Below are 16,230 nucleotides of genomic sequence, written 5' to 3'. Positions count from 1 at the left end.
TGGGTCGATAGACCTGTTCAGCTCAAGACCTGTGTGGGTGACCATTGGTTCCGACAATCGCTGGCGCGCCCACGGGCAGTACTGCCCTTAAGCCGGCTATTGTTTCAAAAAGCGTAAGAAATTTCACCCTTGCCAGTGCTCCTTTAGGTACTGCTGGACGATTTATCGTGGCCAGGCGGGGCAAAAACCTTTCATTCTCGGTGCCTGGACGTGTAGCGTTAAGCCACGTTGAACACTCCGATTGAGGCGCTGCCCCCGGTCAAGCGGCCTCAAGGCCAGGAAGGGTGCAAGGAGACAGTCATGGCGCAAACGCTGTTCAAGCTCTTTTTCACCCAACGCCTGGCGGCCCTGGCGAGCACGGAGTCGCTACGGGCCATCCGTGAGGGCCTGTTATGGATCCTGCCGTGCCTGCTGGTTTCGGCAGGTTTTCTGCTGTTGTCCGAATGTGCCCGAATCCTTGATTTCCCACCGCCGGTGGTGGCATTCCTGGCGGGTCTGCATGCCAAGATCAGCTCCGTGATCCCGCTGCTGGTCGCGGCTTCCATCGGCTATATGTTGGCGATCCAGCACCGTTTACCCCAGTTGCCAGTGGCCTTCCTGTGCCTGGCGCATGTAGTCATCGCCACCTTTGTCCTGCGCGACTACCCCCGTGCGTCGGCGACTTTTATCTTGTTCATAGCCATTGCCTCGCCGCTGATCAATGTCCCGATGATTGCCTGGCTACATCGTTACCGATGGACCCGCCTGGTCAATCAGGACCTGGTGGGGCACAACCTCAAGGGCACCATCAACATGGTGGTACCGGGGGCAATCACCGCGTCGCTGCTGGTGGTGACGTTGTCGTTGCTGTTGCAGGTTCCCCATGTGGTGCAGTTCCAGGGCCCGGAGATGCTCGATGCGTTGCAGTCGCCATATGGCAGCGGGATATTTGTCACTGCGATCAATTCGCTGCTGTGGTTTTTTGGCATCCATGGCGTGTATGCGATCCAACCGCTGTTTGACGCATTGGATCAGGCGGTGGTGCTCAATGGCGCGGCGCTGACGGCGGGAGAGCCCATCCGATACGCGTTGAATGGCGGCCTGCTGGGGTGCTTTGCCTTTATTGGCGGATCTGGAGGTTCGCTGTGTCTGTTGCTGGCGATTCTGCTGTTTTCCAGGAGCCAATCCATGCGCCTGCTGGCCGTGGCCAGCCTGCCGCTGTCGCTGTTCAATGTCAGTGAAGTGTTGCTGTTTGGCTTGCCCATCATCCTCAATCCTCGCCTGTTTATTCCCTTTTTAGCCGTGCCGGTGATCAACACCCTGCTGGCGTTGTTTGTGGTGCAGGCCGGTTGGGTCTCGCCGGCGGTGGCCAGCGTGCCGTTTACCGCGCCGGTGCTGCTCAACGCCTACCTGAGCACCCAGGGCGATTTGGCCGCGGTGGCGCTGCAACTGGTGCTGCTGGGGGTGGGGACGCTGATCTATGGGCCTTACATTCGGGCCATCCACCGGCAGACCTTGGAGGGCGCGACCGTATACCTCAAGTCATTCGACACGACCTTTCGCGGGCTTGAAGAAAAAGGCCGTCTGCTGGAGTTGGACCCGGTGCTGGCGTCGCACAAGGCGTTGGCACGCCAGGCCCTTGATTTGAGCAGGATCCAGCAGATCAGCGACTACGAGTTTTATCTGGAATACCAACCCCAGGTGTCCTCCCTGACGGGCTTGTGCACCGGCTGCGAAGCCCTGATGCGTGCCAGGGACGGCGCAGGCAAGGTGCATTCGCCCTGGGAGTTCCTCCAGTGGCTGGCCCAGGCCCGCTTGATGCCGGACGTCGACTTGTGGGTCGCTTCCCAGGCGGTGCGCCAGTACCAGAAGTGGCAGAGAGTCGGGTTTGCGCTGCCCATCACCATCAATATCTCCAGCGCCACCCTGATGACCCCGGCGTACGGCAGGCAACTGGTGCAGATCCTGTCCCAGGCCAACGGCCAGGTGTCGGTGGAAATCACCGAGGATGCACTGGTGGGCGATACCCAGGTCACCCGGCAGATGATCGAAAAACTGCAGACCATAGGTGCCAAGGTCTATATCGACGACTTCGGCACAGGGTATTCCGCGCTGAGTTACCTGCACCAGTTCCCGGTCGACTTCATCAAGATCGACCGCAGTTTTGTGGTGGCCCAGCAAGACCCCAAGGGCGCGCAGGTGTTGACCGGCATGTTGCGCTTTTGTGAAGCACTGAACCTGGGCGTGGTGGTGGAGGGCGTGGAAACGGCCGAGCAGTTGGCGTTTCTACAGTCGGGCAGGGGGGACGTCGGGGCGGAGTTGATTATCCAGGGCTGGTATTTCAGCAAAGCGCTGCCTGGTGATGCTGTGCCAGGATTTGTGCGCGAGCGTGCGGTCAAGGTCAGCGATGAGGCGGGTGCATAGCCCGGCTGTGTGTGGCGAGCGGGCTTGCCCCGCGCTGGGCTGCGAAGCAGCCCCATTCAAGAACAATGAGGTGTGTCAGGCATTGCTCGTTGCCTGGTTTTGGGGCTGCTTCGCAGCCCAGCGCGGGAGCAAGCCCGCTCGCCACAACAAGCCCCACTCACCACAACAAGCCCCGCTCGCCACAACAGCCCCGATCGCCACAGGTTAATGGGAAGTGCCTTCGGCAAACTCAATCTTGTTACCCACGTTGTACTTGCCCGATGGCTTGTTCATGGGCAGGCGCTTGACCTCCTGCAAAGTCTGGCTGTCGTACACGATCAACGCACCCTCGCGATCCCAGATGCTCAGTAGCAGATAGCGGCCATCCCGAGTGAACTCCACGTGCGCCGCGGTCTTGCCCGGCATGGGCCGCAGGGTGTGGGCGATTTCCAGGGTCTGTTTGTCGATCAAGTGGATCGCGTCATTGTCCGGGCCAAAAAACACATCACTCCATACATAGCGCGAGTTGGCGTGGCTGCGCATAAAGAACCCCGGCCCCAGGGTGGGAATCTGTTTGATCAGTTTCCAGGTCTTGAGGTCCAGCACCGAAATCTGCCCCTTGCTGATATTCGGCGTGGCAAACACCCATTGTCCGTTGCGTTGCCAGTAAGTGCCCGAGCCCAGGTGCGGCATGCCCGCCAGTGCAATGTCGGTCACTACCTGCCCGGTATCCAGGTCAATCACTTGCCCGCCGCCGGCCTTGCGTGAGGTGGCGAGCAGTTGGCGGTAGTCGGGGGAAAAGGAAAAGTCATCGAGCACGTCCTGGGCCTGGATGCGCCGGGGCTCGAAGTCCGGTTTGGCCGCCCCATAGGACAACTCCCAGACTTCATTCACATCCTTGAGGGCAACCACAAAACTGTTGCGCGGCGGGGCGGTGTACACCGCGCTGACCCGTGAGCCCGTAGGCAGCGTCTTGACCAGTGACAGGTCACGCGCATCCAGCACCACCAGGTTGCCGGGCAGGTAATTGCCCACCAGCACCCAGCGGCCATCCTTGCTCACCGCGAGGTTGCGGGTATTGAGGCCGGCGCGGATCTCGGCGATCAGCTTGAGGTTGTGCAGGTCATAGAGGCTGATCCAGCCGTCGCGCGAAGCAAAGTACACAAAGCGCCCGTCGGGGGAGAACTTCGGCCCACCGTGTACGGCAAAGTGCGAGGCAAAACGGTCGAGCACTTCAAAGCGATCACCGTCGAGAATGTCGATGTGATGATCGCCCGACTCCACCACCACAAACAGGTTCAGCGGATCGGCGTGATGCTGCGGCGTGCTGGGCAGTTGACTGAGGTCGGCCAATTGGCGGTGGCTGCTGCGTACATCCTGCTCGCTCCAGGTCGCGGGGGGTGGCGGGCGGCTGTTGCAGGAAGCTCACCAGGCCGTCGATCTGCTGCGCCGTCAGCAGTGGGGCGAATGCCGCCATCTGGCTGGCCGGGCGGCCTTGTTCGATCACTTGGCGAATCTCGGCCGGCTTGATCCGCCCCAGGCTCTCCGGCAGTAACGCCGGGCCGCTGCTGCCGACCCGGTTGAGGCCGTGGCAGCTTTGGCAATGCTGCTGGTAATCGGTGGCGGCATCGGTTGCGCCGTGGGCGGCACTGCCCCAAAGCAGCGGCACCAGCCACAGGCGTTTCATACCGCCACCTCGGACACTGCGCGGTGTGCGGGCGCCAGGCTGGCGGGGGTAGTGCAGGGCCGCATCGGCAAACAGGTCGACCACATGCCCGATCACCGTCAAGGTCGGCACCCCGGGCTCGCACATCAAGGCCAGGGCTGGCAGCAGGCGCAGGGTGCCGCGATGCACCTGCTGGTCGGCGCGGGCGCCGTTACAGATCAACGCTGCCGGCGTGTCGGCGGGCAGTCCGGCATCGATCAGGCGTTCGGCGATCATCGCCAGGTTCGACAGGCCCATGTAGAACACCAGGGTCTGGGTGCTGTCGGCGAGGCTGTCCCAGGGCAATTTCAATTCGCCGTCGCGCTGCAAATGCCCGGTGACGAAGCGGCACGAATTGACCACGTCACGGTGGGTCAGTGGGATGCCCGCATAGGCGCTGCAACCGGAGGCCGCCGTGATGCCTGGCACCACCTGGCACGACACGCCTTGCGCCAGCAGGTATTCCAGTTCTTCGGCACCGCGGCCAAACACGAACGGGTCGCCGCCCTTGAGCCGCACCACCCGCTGCCCCTGCAGGGCCAGTTCGGCCAGCAGTTCGTTGATCTGCGACTGGGGCAGGCTGTGATTACCGCTAGCCTTGCCCACATAGTGCCGGGCACAGGTCAGCGGGATCAGGGTCAGCAGTTCGGCGCTGATCAGGCGGTCGAACACCACGGCATCGGCCTGCATCAACAAACTCCAGGCGCGCAGGGTCAACAGGCGCGGGTCGCCGGGACCGGCGCCGACCAGGGCGACTTCGCCGGGGGGGGAAGGGGCTGTGCAGCACGGGGGGTAACGCGTGGGATGAGTGCATGAGACTTCCTTGGTTCATCATCAGGTTGCCGGCCCCCGGTTGTTTCACCAGGTAGCCGGCCAGTGGTTCAGCGTGCCGAGCAAGGAATCAAGGTGGGCGGCGTACGGGCGATTTCAGCGTCGCTGAGGTAGCAACCGGGGTCCGGGCCCCAGAGGTCGCCGCCAGCCCAGGCGCGGGTGCGCGTGTTGCCATTGCAGATGGCCAGCCAGCGGCAGTCGGTGCAACGGCCACCGATCTCGCGGGGGTATTGGCGCAGGCGCAGCAGCAGCGGGTCGGGGCGCTCCAGCCATATCTCGCGAAACGAGGTGTGGCGCACATTGCCCACCGAGTGTTGCCACCAGTAAGTGTCCGGGTGCACTTCGCCGGTGTTGTCGATATTGGCGATGCCACTGCCCGACGCATTGCCGCCCCAGGCATGCAGCAGGTGTTCGAGTTGCGGGTAGTGTTCCGGCAGGTGCTGGTGTACCCATTGCAGCAACAGCACGGCGTCGGCGTCGTTGTTGCCGCTGACAAAGTCGCTGGCCACGCCATTCTGGATGTCGTCCCAGGCTTGCTGGAAAAGCAACAGCATGGCGTCGCGGCTCATCTGCTGGTGGGCGTCCAGTTGCCGACTGCGTTTGCCGCGCCCGCTGTAGTTGAGGTGCGAGAGGTAGAACTTCTGCACATCGTATTCACGCATCAAGGCCAGCAGTTGTGGGAGCTGCGCGTGATTTTCCTGGGTCAGGGTAGTGCGCAGGCCGACGCGAATCCCCGCCTGGCGGCACAGGTTGATGGCGTGCATCGAACGCTCGAAACTGCCCTCGCACTGGCGGAAGGCGTCGTGGGTGGCCTTCAAGCCATCGATGCTGATGCCCACGTAGTCAAAGCGTGCCGCGGCAATCTGTTGGATATTGCCTTCATCGATCAGCGTGCCATTGCTCGACAGCGCCACGAAAAAGCCCTTGGTGCGGGCATAGGCGCTGAGTTGGAACAGGTCCTCGCGCAGCAGTGGCTCGCCGCCCGAGAGAATCAACACCTTGACCCCGGCCTCGTGCAGATCATCGATCACCTTCAACGCCGCCTCGGTGTCCAGTTCATCACGAAACACACTGTCGGCGCTGGTGGCATAGCAATGCTTGCAGGTCAGGTTGCAACGGCGCAGCAGGTTCCAGATCACCACCGGTGCGCGCGGGCTGCCCGGTTTGGCGCTGCGCGGTGGTGGGCATTGGCCGGCCAGGGTGCGCAGGTAATGACTGATCCTAAGCATAAGAGGTTCCTTGTTGTAGGAGCGAGCGTGCTCGCGAAAAACGCCCCGGCGACACGTTCATCCAGGATGCCCGCGTTATCGTTCACGCCCTTCGCTGGCCAGCCAGCTCCTACAGGCGCGAGGAGAGGCCAAGCGCAGGCCGGTTTTTTTCAGGATGCGACTGCTCACCAGCATCTCGTCCGCCCGGCTGGCATCGCCCAGCAGAAAGCGCAGGTGTTCACGGTAGCTGTCGATTTCCTCACGGCTGCGCCCATGCACCATGGCGAACAGGTTGTAGGGCCAGTCGGCGCGCCGAGGCCTGCGATAACAGTGGCTGACAAAGGGTTGGGCGCCGATCAGTGCGCCCAGGCGCGGCATCTGTTCATCGCACACATCCCACACGGTCATGCCGTTGTGGCGGTAGCCCAGGCGATAGTGATTGGGCACGGCGGCGATCCGGCGGATGGCGCCTTCCGCCTGCAGGCGCTTGAGCAGGTCGAGGGTGGATTCGACGCTGATGCCCAGTTGCTCGGCGAGCCAGGTCCAGGGGTCTTCAATCAGGGGCAGGCCGGCTTCGGTCAAATGGATCAAGCGTTGGGCCAGGGTTTCGTCAAACCGGGAAGTACAGACCGACATGGTAGGTTTGCTCCTTGGGCAGGTTAAGCACCTCAAGCCCGGTGACGGTGTGAATATGGGCCAAGGTCTGGGCGAGGTCGTCGCAGGTAGGGCAGGCCAGCACGAACCACATGTTCCAGGGATGCTCGCGCCGGTAGTTGTGGGCCACTTGCGGCAGGTCGTTGAGTTGCGCCGCCACTTGTTCAAAGCGTGATTCGGGCACCGCCAGGGCGGCGAGGGTGAACGCGCCGCCCAGGCGTTCGATATCGAACATCGGCCCGAAGCGCGTCAGTACGCCGTCTTCGAGCAACAAGTGCAGGCGGTCGAGCAACTCGTCGGGCGTGCTGTGCAGCTCTGCCGCCACGGCCTGCCAGGGGTGACGCACCAGGGGCAGGCCCCGTTGCAGACGGTTGATCAACTGCCGGTCGAGTTCATCCATGGGCCCATACCTGTGACGGTGGCGGTGCAAAACGCCCGCCGCATTGTTTGAACATGCGCGTGCTGAACAGTAGGTGGTGGGGCAGGTCGCCGAGCATGTGCTGGTCCAGCAGTGCCTGGATCTGCGCCTGCACCGCTGCGCGCTCACGGCCGTGGACCATGCAAAACAGGTTGTAGCGCCAGTGCGGCAAGCGTCGTGGCCGCTGGTAGCACAGGGTGATGCCCGGTGCGCGGCCCAGGCGCTGGCCGACCTCGTCGATCAGCGCATCGGGCACGTCGAGCACCAGCATCGCATTGGCCGCAAAGCCCAGGGCGCGATGGTTGAGCACCAGGCCGACGCGGCGGAACAGGCCCTGGTCCTGCCATTGCTGCATCTGCTTCAACACCTGCGAATGATGGGCGCCGATCTGCTCGGCGAGGTCTTCATAGGGCCGCGAAACGCGCGGCAGCCCACGCTCCAGGCACTGGCGCAGGTCGAGCAATTGTTCATGGTTCAGCGGGGCGATCACGGGCGGCCTCCCAGGGCAAAACCCAGGTCGATGCGGTAGGAAGTGAGCATTGGCAGGTCCAGGGGGACCAGGCCGGTGTCCTTTTCCAGCTCCTCCAGAATCTGTTCCAGATGGCGGCGATTGGGCCCGGTCAGCACAAACCACAGGTTGTAGTGATGTTCGCGGGCGTAGTTGTGATTGACCTCCGGGTAGCGGCTGATGCGCGCCGCCACCTGCTCCAGGCGCTCGGCGGGCACCGCCAGGGCGGCGAGGGTACTGGCGCCGGCGCGGCTGTGATCGAATACCGGCCCGACCCGCGACAGCGCGCCCGCCAGTTCCAGGCGTTGCAGGCAGGCCATCAACTCTTTTTCGCTGCAGCCCAGGGTGCCTGCCATCTCCAGGTAAGGCTCGGCGCACAGAGGCATGCCGTGTTGATAACGGTCGATCAGGCGTTCGGTCAGTTCATCCAGTTCCATCTCAATACCCCATTTTTTGCGCGCGGCTGCTGAAGAAGATGCCGCTGGGGCTGTCGGCCGGCAGGGTCTTGAGCAAGGTCAAACGATAAGGATCCCAGACCTGCACCTGTTGGCCGTCGCGAACCGACAACCACAGCTGCTCACCGCGCCCGGTGAATTCCATGTGCAACACCCCGGGGCCGGGACGCAGGTCCGCGACCACCTGATGGGTTTCTGTGTCGAGTACCTGCACCCGGTCGTTGTCCGGGTAGGCGAAGTTGACCCACAACTGGCGCCCGTCGGGCCGCGCGGTGACAAAAATCGGTTGGCCGGCCACGGCGATGGCGGCGGTCTGTTGCCAGGTGCGGGCGTCCATCACCAGCACTTGGTGGCGACCTACGGCGGGCACGAAGGCTTGGTTGTCGGCTACGGCCCAGCCTTCCAGGTGCGGCATCTTGTACACCGGCAGTTTTTCCTGGCCGCGGCCGTAGTCGGCGAGCACGCGCTTGACCCCGTGCTCGGGGTGCCACAGATCGAGCTGGGCCATGCCATCCTCGCCAAACAACCCGGCCATGTAGTAACGGCCATCGGCGGTGATCAACGCGTCATAGGGCTGGCGGCCAATACCGCTGAAGCGGGTGATGGCCGGGGTGTTGCCCTGGCTGAAATCGGCGCTCCAGATCTCATCGGTGTCGAACAGGCTGAACACAAAGCGCTGCCCTGGCGCATCCACCAGGCCCACCACCCGCGAGCGCTTGCCATCGGCCAGGGGCGTGGCGGGGATATCGGCCACCTGCTTGAGGGTTTGCGCGTCGAATACCTTGACCCCGCCCGGCTGGTAGTTGGAGACCGCAATCAGGCGCCCGTCCTGGCTGATCGCACCGCCGATGCTGTTGCCGCCCTGGATCAGGCGTTGGTCGATGCGCATGGTCAGCAGGTCAACCTTGGTCAACCCGCCGTCGCGGCCAAACAGGTAGGCGTAGCGCTGGTCCCGGGAAAACACCGCCGAGGCATGGGACAGGTCGCCCAGCCCCTCGACCCGCGCCAGGCGCGCCTGATTGCTGCTGTCGATAATCAGCAGGCTGCCGCTGGCACGTTCCACCACCAGGCCCAGGTCGCCGGTGCCGCGCAGCGGTGGTTGGGCACAGGCGGTGAGCAACAGGCCGGCAAAGCAGGCAAGCAGGGGACGGATCATGGCGCAGGGGTTCCTTGCAGGAGGCGGTCCACCAGCCAGGCAATCTCGCCGGCATTGAGCAACGGAGCCCAGCCGGGCATCGCCAGGGCAGGGCGGCCATAAGTCACGGTGGCAATCAGGGTGTCGCGGGTCTGCCCGGCCAGGGCTTGGGGCGTCAGCGCCGGGCCCAGGCCGCCGGTCAGGTGCAGGCCGTGGCAGGCCCCACAGTCCTGGATCAGCAGGTGTTCCAGCTGGACCTGGCGTGCAGGCGCCGGTGCTCCATGCACCGGCGCGGGAATGAGGAAGAGCAGCGCCATGGCCGAACCGATCATCGAGACTTGCATGGCGTGCTCCTTGTGCTTATTTCAGACTCAAGACCCATTGGGCGAGGGTCAGGGCTTCGGCATCGGTGACTTGGTTTGGCGGCATCGGAATCGGTCCCCAGTTACCCTGGGTGCCGTTCTTGATACGGCCGGCCAGGGTCTTGTCTGCGTCCTTGACCCCGGCATTTTTTGCCGCGACGTCCTTGAGCGCCGGCCCCACCATCTTGCTGTCGACGGTGTGGCAGGCGGCGCAGGGTTTGCTCTTGAACAGCGCCGCACCATCCTCGGCAAGGGCCGTGGACAGGCTCAAGGCTGCGCCCAGGGCCGCAAGTGCAAGCAGGATATTTTTCATTGGGTTGCCTCTTGTTGATGAAGCTCAATAGATATCGAATTGGGTGTTGTAAACGTTGAACTTGCCGGTCGGGGTAATCAGGCGTTTGTCCCTGATCACGTTCTTGAGCTTGAGGGTCTTGTCATCGACCACGACCAGCGCCGATTCCTCTTCCTGGCCGTTCCACACCGAGAACCACACTTCATCACCCGTCTTGTTGTATTCCGGCTGCACCACGCGCAGGGCGCCTTGCTTGATGCCGGACCATTCGGCAATCGGCAGCACGGTGTAGCCGGCGTCGAGCTTGTCGATGTTGAACACGGCTACCGACTGGCTGAGCTTGGTGTCGGGGTTGAGGGTGGTGTCGACGTAGAGGTTTCGCGAGTTGGGGTGGGTCTTGATAAACAGCGAGCCACCGCCCTGGCCGTTGAGCGATGTCACCTGCTTCCAGGCGTACTGCGGGTGCTTGACCGGGTCGGTACCAATCACCGAAACACCGCCGTCACCCAAGTGGCTGGTGGCCCACACCGGACCATATTGCGGGTGCACAAAGTTGGCGCCACGACCGGGGTGCGGGGTCTTGCCCACATCCACCAGGGCGGTGAGCTTGCGCTCCTTGGAATCGATGACCGCGACCTTGTTGGAGTTGTTCGCCGCCGTCATGAAATAGCGGTGGGTGCTGTCCCAACCGCCGTCATGCAGGAACGGCGCGGCGTCGATGGTGGTGATGGTGAGGTTCTTGATGTCCTGGTAGTTGACCAGCATCACCTTGCCGGTTTCCTTGACGTTGACGATGAACTCCGGCCATTCGTGGGAGGCGATGATCGCCGCTACACGCGGTTCTGGGTGGTACTCCTGCTTGTCTACGGTCATGCCACGGGTGGAGACGATCTGCTTGGGCTCCAGGGTCTCGCCGTCCATGATGGTGAACTGCGGCGGCCAGTAGGAACCGGCGATCGCGTACTTGTCTTCGTAGCCCTTGAACTTGGAGGTCTCCACCGAGCGGGCCTCGATGCCCACCTTGATCTCGGCGACTTTGGTCGGCTCGACGGGCCACAGGTCGATCATGTCGATCTTGGCGTCACGGCCGATCACCAGCAGGTAGCGCCCCGAAGCGGAAATCCGCGAGATATGCACGGCGTAGCCGGTGTCGATGAGCTTGACGATTTTCTTGCTGTCGCCGTCGATCAGGGCGATTTTGCCGTCGTCACGCAGGGTGACGGAGAACAGGTTTTCCAGGTTGAGTTTGTTGAGTTGCTTCTTCGGGCGGTCTTCGGGTTTGACCAGCACCTTCCAGGTCTTGAGGGTTTCGGCCATGCCCCATTCCGGCGGCGTCGGCGCGGTGTGCTGGATGAAGGTGGCCATGCTGGTGATCTGCGTCTTGGTCAGCGCATTGGAGGTGCCCCAATTCGGCATGCCGGCGGGGGAGCCATAGGTGATCAAGGCCTCCAGGTACGCCTGGCCCCGGGCCTGGGTGATGTCCGGGGTCAGCGGCTTTCCGGTGGCGCCCTTGCGCAACACACCGTGGCAACCGGCGCAGCGCTCGAAGTAGATCTGCTTGGAGGCCTCGAACTCGGCTTGGCTCAAGTCGGGTGCGCCGGGGCTCTTGACCATGGCGGCAGCCGGTGCGGGAGCCGCCGCGAAGGCCTGCGTTGAGAGGGCCAGGGCCAGCGCGCAACTGAGCCTGGCCAGCGTCAGTACGAAGGGTGTTTTGTTGCGAGTCAGCATTCCATATCTCCTCAGGCAAGACCTTTGCGATCCGGTTAGAACGCAGGTTCTTAGTGCCAGCAGAGACTATGTCGCGGTGGGTGAATGACCGCTTGACGGCGATCAAGTTTGCCTTGAGCACGGCTTGCCAGGTTGTCGCAGGCCCCCGTAGCGTTACCGTCAAACCCGTTGCCCATGCAAGGTGCGCCATGACCGAACCCTTCTATCAAGCCGTCAACAACGAACACGAGTTGTTCGAACACGCCTGGCGCCACCGCATGCCGGTGCTGATCAAGGGGCCCACCGGTTGCGGCAAGACCCGCTTCGTGCAGCACATGGCCCACCGTCTGCAACTGCCGCTGTATACCGTGGCCTGCCACGACGACCTCAGCGCCGCCGACCTGATTGGCCGACACCTGATCGGCGCCCAAGGCACCTGGTGGCAGGACGGCCCGCTGACCCGCGCGGTGCGCGAAGGGGGCATCTGCTACCTCGACGAAGTGGTCGAGGCGCGCCAGGACACCGCCGTGGTCTTGCATCCGGTGGCCGATGACCGTCGCGAGCTGTTCCTGGAGCGCACCGGCGAAGTCCTCAAGGCGCCGCCGTCGTTCATGTTGGTGGTGTCCTATAACCCCGGTTACCAGAACCTGCTCAAGGGCATGAAGCCCAGCACGCGCCAGCGTTTTGTGGCGATGCGCTTTGGCTATCCGTCGACACTTGAAGAAGAGCGCATCGTCGCCCGCGAAGCCCAGGTCGACAGCGCCCTGGCCGCCCAGGTGGTGCGCCTGGGGCAAGCCTTGCGCCGGCTTGACCAGCATGACCTGGAGGAGGTGGCCTCTACGCGCCTGCTGATCTTCACCGCGCGCCTGATCGCCGCCGGCATGCCCCCACGCGAGGCGTGCATGGCCTGCCTGGCAGAAGCGCTGAGCGACGACCCGCAAACCGTCGCGGCCCTGATGGATGTGGTTGATGTTCACTTCAGTTGAACGGCGCTTGCCGGGTGATCTGGCGATGTGGTTCTTCATCCTCGCCGAACTCTCGGTGTTTGCAATTCTGATCCTAGCCTTTGCAGTGACCCAGACGTTACGGTCCCAGGTCTTTGCCGAGGGCCGCGCACAACTGGACACATCCACCGGCCTGGCAATGACCCTGAGCCTGCTGACGGCTGGCCTGCTCGCCGCGTTGGCACAGCAACAAGCACTCGCCGACCGCTCGCGGCGGGCGGCTGGGTTGTTGGTACTGGGGTTGTTGGTGGCGCTGGTGTATGTGTGGATCAAACTCAGCGAGTACGGGCACCTGGCCGCTGCGGGGCTGGGCCTGGAGCACAGTACTTTTTTTCACCCTGTATTGGATTTTGACCGGTTTTCATTTTTTTGCATGTACTGCTGGGGATGGTGATCCTCGCCTGGCTGGCGGTGCGCTGCTGGCGCGGGGCTTACGGGCCGGGGGCGCCAGTCGGGGCTGGAGTCCGGGGTGTTGTATTGGCATATGGTGGATTTGGTGTGGGTGGTGCTGTTTCCGTTGGTGTACGTGTTGTGAGGCTGCTGGCGTGCTGGGGCGCGCTGGTGTTGCTGAGTGTGGGCACCGTCATGTCCGGCGCTGCGGGTTGGTGGTGGGTGGTGGTGCTGGCCGCAGTAGCCAAGGCCTGGGTGATTGCCGACGGGTTTATGGAACTGCGACACGCGCCCCTGGGATGGCGGGCCACGATGTTAGCCTGGCCGGTGGTGTTGGTGGTGGGGATTGTAGTGATGGGTTAAGGGGCTTTGTGGTGTGGCCAATATCTTCTGCCAGGGGAGATTCCCCGTGGGCCTGCTCGCGCAGGCGGGGTGCGATCCGAAGATATATTGGCGGCTCTGCCGCCATCGCAGGCCGGCTCCTATATGGGGTCGGTGTTGCATCACGCCGGCATACTGTGTTGCGGTTAGTTAGGATTTAATATGTAATTTAATATTGAGCATTGAAAAATAATCGCTATATAGTTTCTGGTTATTTGTTTCTAAGTTTTAAATGATGAGTTGGATTTATTTGGATAGATAAATCAATTGGTGGCTGTATTTCTTGTGTGGGATATTTGTTTTTCGGCAAGGCGTTTGCCGGGCAACTATTTGAGTTTATCAAGAAGGATTTAATTGCCATGAATGTAGGAAGTCATTCGCAGCGTACCCGTTTGGCTATGTTGGACGCGTCCAGTGGCAGCAAGACAAATGAAAAGCCATCTTTCTCCACTGACCAGGCGGCAGAACAATTAACCCGTGGTGGTTTCAAGTTTTATGATCGCAATCAAGACGGAAAAATAGAAATTTCCGTCAGGATCGACCCTAGTTACTCGGCAGGGCAGAAAGCAAGTATTCTTAATGCATTGCAGTGTTGGCAAGATGTGACCAATGTAACCTTCAAGGTAGGTACCCAAGCGGCAGACGGTTCTATAGATATCGTAAATGATCCGAATTCCTCCGGCGGTGTCACGCAGTTGCCTAATTATTACCACCCTAATGTAAAGATGACAATTGGAACAAAGTATGCATCGCATACACCAAAGGCCGGTGATGGCTTTTCATATATAGCTGCTCACGAACTTGGGCATGCCCTCGGCCTTAAACATCCGGGTGACTATAATAGTAATGATGGTGGCTACGAAAAGAACGCCGAGTATGCACAGGATACCAAAGCCCGCAGCGCAATGAGTTATTGGGCCGAGACCCATCAACCAGGTCACAGGTTCGACCGGGAACTTCCCTCAGGCCCCATGCTGGATGATATTCGCGCTGTGCAGGGAAATTATGGTAGCAACAACAACACCCGCAGTAGCGATACCGTCTACGGGTTCAACTCCAATACTGATCGACCCAGCATGAGCCTTCAGTCCGCCAATGACGCTCCCGTATTCAGCATATGGGACGGTGGCGGAAACGATACGTTGGACTTATCCGGTTTCAGGCAGTCTCAAGTCATCAACCTAAATGCCGAGTCGTTCTCTGATGTTGGAGGGCTGAAAGGCAATATTTCGATTGCCAGGGGCGTTGTTCTAGAGAATGCCATTGGTGGGCATGGAGACGACCATCTGATTGGTAATCACGTGGGCAATCGAATCAAGGGCGGCGGCGGCGCAGACAAATTACTGGGGGGTGGTGGCGCAGATGTCTTCGTGTATGACCACGCGAGTGACTCTACGCTCGAAAGGCCCGATGAACTCCTGGACTTTGAAACGGGCACCGACAAGATAGATTTAGCGGGAGTCTTGCACAAAGCCCAGCTTGCCAGTGCGACGGTGGTGGAGCGATTCTCGGGCCGTCGTGGGGAAATTGTTCTGAGTTACAACCATCAGGATGCTAAAGCATGAATCGCCCCGGGTTTCGTAGACACCTCCATGCCTTAAAATGAGGCCAATCAGGAGGTGCCATGAGCAACCCGCGTTATCCCGAAGAATTCAAAATCCAAGCAGTCAATCAAGTGACCGAAAAGAAGCTGCCTGTCGCTGAGGTAGCCGCCCGTCTCGGCGTGTCGACGCATAGCCTCTATGCCTGGATAAAGCGCTACAGCAAACCTCAAGAAGAACGGCAGCAGGATGATGATCAGCACGCTGAGCTACGTCGTCTGCGAGCGGAACTCAAGCGCGTCACTGAAGAGCGAGACATATTAAAAAAGGCCGCCGCGTACTTTGCCAAGGAGTGCGGCTGAAGTACGCCTTTATCAAGCAGCGCGCGGGCGACTATTCGATTCGACGGCTTTGCCTGACGCTGAAAGTCCATCCCAGCGGTTATTACGCCTGGCTGTCTGAGCCGCAATCTGTACGCGCCAAAGACGACCAGCGACTGCTGGGTTTGATCAAGCATTCCTGGTTGGAGAGCGGTGGCGTTTATGGCTATCGCAAAATCCACGACGATCTGCGCGAGGTCGGTGAGGATTGTGGTCGTCATCGTGTGGCGAGGCTGATGCGTCTTGAAGGTCTGCGTTCTCAGACAGGTTATCGACGCCGCCCTGGAAAGTACGGCGGTAAGCCAGCGGTCGTCTCACCCAATTTGCTGAAGCGCCAGTTCGATGTTGTGGAACCCAACAAGGTTTGGGTAACCGACATCACGTACATTCGTACGTATGAAGGCTGGTTGTATTTGGCGGTGGTACTGGATCTGTTTTCTCGGCAGGTCGTTGGCTGGTCAATGAAGTCGCAGATGACCAGTGATTTGGCTATTGATGCGTTGTTGATGGCGGTTTGGAGGCGTAAACCGAAGCAAGAGGTGATGGTTCATTCCGACCAAGGCAGCCAGTACAGCAGCTCCGATTGGCGCAGCTTTTTGAAGGCAAACAATTTGGTTGCCAGCATGAGTCGCCGAGGCAACTGTCATGACAACGCCGTGGCCGAGAGCTTTTTCCAGCTTCTGAAACGGGAACGGATCAAGCGAAAAATCTACACCACGCGGGAAGATGCTCGGAGTGATGTGTTTGATTACATCGAGATGTTCTACAACGTAAAACGCCGCCATGGTTTCAACAATCAGCTGTCACCGGTAGAGTTTGAAAAGCGTTACGCAATGAGCTTGCAAGGTGTCTAGAGAATCCGGGGCGATTCACTGAG

At 61.1% G+C, this 16,230-nt stretch carries 14 protein-coding genes and 3 pseudogenes; 6 read left to right on the top strand and 11 right to left on the bottom strand.

The genetic code is table 11. From position 1 onward, the window contains the following. Positions 1-300: 300 nt before the first annotated feature. Positions 301-2,403, top strand: coding sequence for a PTS sugar transporter subunit IIC/EAL domain-containing protein (locus tag JTY93_RS14215; RefSeq protein WP_205518869.1), 2,103 nt, complete (start codon positions 301-303; stop codon positions 2,401-2,403). 204 nt (positions 2,404-2,607) lie between these two features. Here JTY93_RS14215 and JTY93_RS14210 read toward each other — a convergent pair. The 11 genes and pseudogenes from JTY93_RS14210 to JTY93_RS14160 all read right to left on the bottom strand — a co-directional run bounded on the left by JTY93_RS14210 (position 2,608) and on the right by JTY93_RS14160 (position 11,678). Continuing rightward, a pseudogene (locus tag JTY93_RS14210) lies at positions 2,608-4,069 on the bottom strand (cytochrome D1 domain-containing protein). 45 nt (positions 4,070-4,114) lie between these two features. Next, a pseudogene (gene cobA, locus JTY93_RS14205) lies at positions 4,115-4,901 on the bottom strand (uroporphyrinogen-III C-methyltransferase); the annotation flags it as partial. Between the two features lie 67 nt (positions 4,902-4,968). After that, positions 4,969-6,147: a heme d1 biosynthesis radical SAM protein NirJ gene (gene nirJ, locus JTY93_RS14200; RefSeq protein ID WP_205475611.1), complete on the bottom strand. Its 1,179-nt coding sequence runs from the start codon at positions 6,145-6,147 to the stop codon at positions 4,969-4,971. Between the two features lie 75 nt (positions 6,148-6,222). Next, complete coding sequence (ahbB, locus tag JTY93_RS14195; protein WP_205475610.1) at positions 6,223-6,762, bottom strand: siroheme decarboxylase subunit beta; 540 nt, start codon at positions 6,760-6,762, stop codon at positions 6,223-6,225. Beyond that, a complete protein-coding gene (locus JTY93_RS14190; protein ID WP_205475609.1) occupies positions 6,737-7,180 on the bottom strand; it encodes an Lrp/AsnC family transcriptional regulator in 444 nt (147 codons plus the stop codon). The genes ahbB (JTY93_RS14195) and JTY93_RS14190 overlap by 26 nt, the downstream gene beginning before the upstream one ends. Beyond that, on the bottom strand, positions 7,173-7,688 hold the full coding sequence (gene ahbB, locus JTY93_RS14185) for a siroheme decarboxylase subunit beta (RefSeq protein ID WP_169997867.1): 516 nt from the start codon (positions 7,686-7,688) through the stop codon (positions 7,173-7,175). Before ahbB (JTY93_RS14185) ends, JTY93_RS14190 begins: the two co-directional genes overlap by 8 nt. Next, positions 7,685-8,143, bottom strand: a complete 459-nt coding sequence (locus tag JTY93_RS14180; RefSeq protein ID WP_205475608.1) for an Lrp/AsnC family transcriptional regulator — start codon at positions 8,141-8,143, stop codon at positions 7,685-7,687. Before JTY93_RS14180 ends, ahbB (JTY93_RS14185) begins: the two co-directional genes overlap by 4 nt. A gap of 1 nt (position 8,144) precedes the next feature. Beyond that, positions 8,145-9,317, bottom strand: a complete 1,173-nt coding sequence (locus JTY93_RS14175; protein ID WP_205475607.1) for a cytochrome D1 domain-containing protein — start codon at positions 9,315-9,317, stop codon at positions 8,145-8,147. Continuing rightward, positions 9,314-9,640 carry a c-type cytochrome gene (locus tag JTY93_RS14170; RefSeq protein WP_178121973.1) on the bottom strand — a complete coding sequence of 109 codons (327 nt, stop codon included), beginning with the start codon at positions 9,638-9,640 and terminating at the stop codon, positions 9,314-9,316. The genes JTY93_RS14175 and JTY93_RS14170 overlap by 4 nt, the downstream gene beginning before the upstream one ends. A gap of 16 nt (positions 9,641-9,656) precedes the next feature. Beyond that, on the bottom strand, positions 9,657-9,971 hold the full coding sequence (locus tag JTY93_RS14165; protein WP_169997859.1) for a c-type cytochrome: 315 nt from the start codon (positions 9,969-9,971) through the stop codon (positions 9,657-9,659). 24 nt (positions 9,972-9,995) lie between these two features. Beyond that, the gene (locus JTY93_RS14160) at positions 9,996-11,678 is read right to left on the bottom strand and encodes a nitrite reductase (protein WP_205475606.1); all 1,683 of its coding nucleotides are present in this window, start codon (positions 11,676-11,678) and stop codon (positions 9,996-9,998) included. Between the two features lie 188 nt (positions 11,679-11,866). Between JTY93_RS14160 and JTY93_RS14155 the strand changes: the two genes are divergently transcribed. From JTY93_RS14155 to JTY93_RS14135, 5 genes and pseudogenes are all read left to right on the top strand, one after another. Further along, the gene (locus JTY93_RS14155; protein WP_029291253.1) at positions 11,867-12,643 is read left to right on the top strand and encodes a CbbQ/NirQ/NorQ/GpvN family protein; all 777 of its coding nucleotides are present in this window, start codon (positions 11,867-11,869) and stop codon (positions 12,641-12,643) included. Next, positions 12,627-13,196, top strand: a pseudogene (locus tag JTY93_RS14150) (cytochrome c oxidase subunit 3). Before JTY93_RS14155 ends, JTY93_RS14150 begins: the two are co-directional and overlap by 17 nt. Positions 13,197-13,246: 50 nt before the next feature. After that, the gene (locus JTY93_RS14145; RefSeq protein WP_205475703.1) at positions 13,247-13,414 is read left to right on the top strand and encodes a cytochrome C oxidase subunit IV family protein; all 168 of its coding nucleotides are present in this window, start codon (positions 13,247-13,249) and stop codon (positions 13,412-13,414) included. 314 nt (positions 13,415-13,728) lie between these two features. After that, a complete protein-coding gene (locus JTY93_RS14140; protein WP_205475604.1) occupies positions 13,729-14,997 on the top strand; it encodes a M10 family metallopeptidase C-terminal domain-containing protein in 1,269 nt (422 codons plus the stop codon). 59 nt (positions 14,998-15,056) lie between these two features. Continuing rightward, positions 15,057-16,207, top strand: a protein-coding gene (locus JTY93_RS14135; RefSeq protein ID WP_102063847.1) for an IS3 family transposase whose coding sequence is annotated in 2 segments (ribosomal slippage) — positions 15,057-15,300 and positions 15,300-16,207 — 1,152 coding nt in all. Because the reading frame shifts where the segments join, the coding sequence is not laid out codon by codon here. Positions 16,208-16,230: the final 23 nt, after the last annotated feature.

The sequence above is a fragment of the Pseudomonas hygromyciniae genome, assembly GCF_016925675.1.
GTDB classification, from domain to species: Bacteria; Pseudomonadota; Gammaproteobacteria; order Pseudomonadales; family Pseudomonadaceae; genus Aquipseudomonas; species Aquipseudomonas hygromyciniae.
Note: the sequence above shows the minus strand (reverse complement) of the source record. Positions and strands in the feature narration are given on the sequence as shown.

Coding starts and splice junctions, on each gene's coding strand:
- JTY93_RS14215 (WP_205518869.1), top strand. CDS start 301: ATGGCGCAAACGCTGTTCAAGCTCTTTTTCACCCAACGCCTGGCGGCC.
- nirJ (WP_205475611.1), bottom strand. CDS start 6,147: ATGCTTAGGATCAGTCATTACCTGCGCACCCTGGCCGGCCAATGCCCA.
- ahbB (WP_205475610.1), bottom strand. CDS start 6,762: ATGTCGGTCTGTACTTCCCGGTTTGACGAAACCCTGGCCCAACGCTTG.
- JTY93_RS14190 (WP_205475609.1), bottom strand. CDS start 7,180: ATGGATGAACTCGACCGGCAGTTGATCAACCGTCTGCAACGGGGCCTG.
- JTY93_RS14180 (WP_205475608.1), bottom strand. CDS start 8,143: ATGGAACTGGATGAACTGACCGAACGCCTGATCGACCGTTATCAACAC.
- JTY93_RS14175 (WP_205475607.1), bottom strand. CDS start 9,317: ATGATCCGTCCCCTGCTTGCCTGCTTTGCCGGCCTGTTGCTCACCGCC.
- JTY93_RS14170 (WP_178121973.1), bottom strand. CDS start 9,640: ATGCAAGTCTCGATGATCGGTTCGGCCATGGCGCTGCTCTTCCTCATT.
- JTY93_RS14165 (WP_169997859.1), bottom strand. CDS start 9,971: ATGAAAAATATCCTGCTTGCACTTGCGGCCCTGGGCGCAGCCTTGAGC.
- JTY93_RS14160 (WP_205475606.1), bottom strand. CDS start 11,678: ATGCTGACTCGCAACAAAACACCCTTCGTACTGACGCTGGCCAGGCTC.
- JTY93_RS14155 (WP_029291253.1), top strand. CDS start 11,867: ATGACCGAACCCTTCTATCAAGCCGTCAACAACGAACACGAGTTGTTC.
- JTY93_RS14145 (WP_205475703.1), top strand. CDS start 13,247: ATGTCCGGCGCTGCGGGTTGGTGGTGGGTGGTGGTGCTGGCCGCAGTA.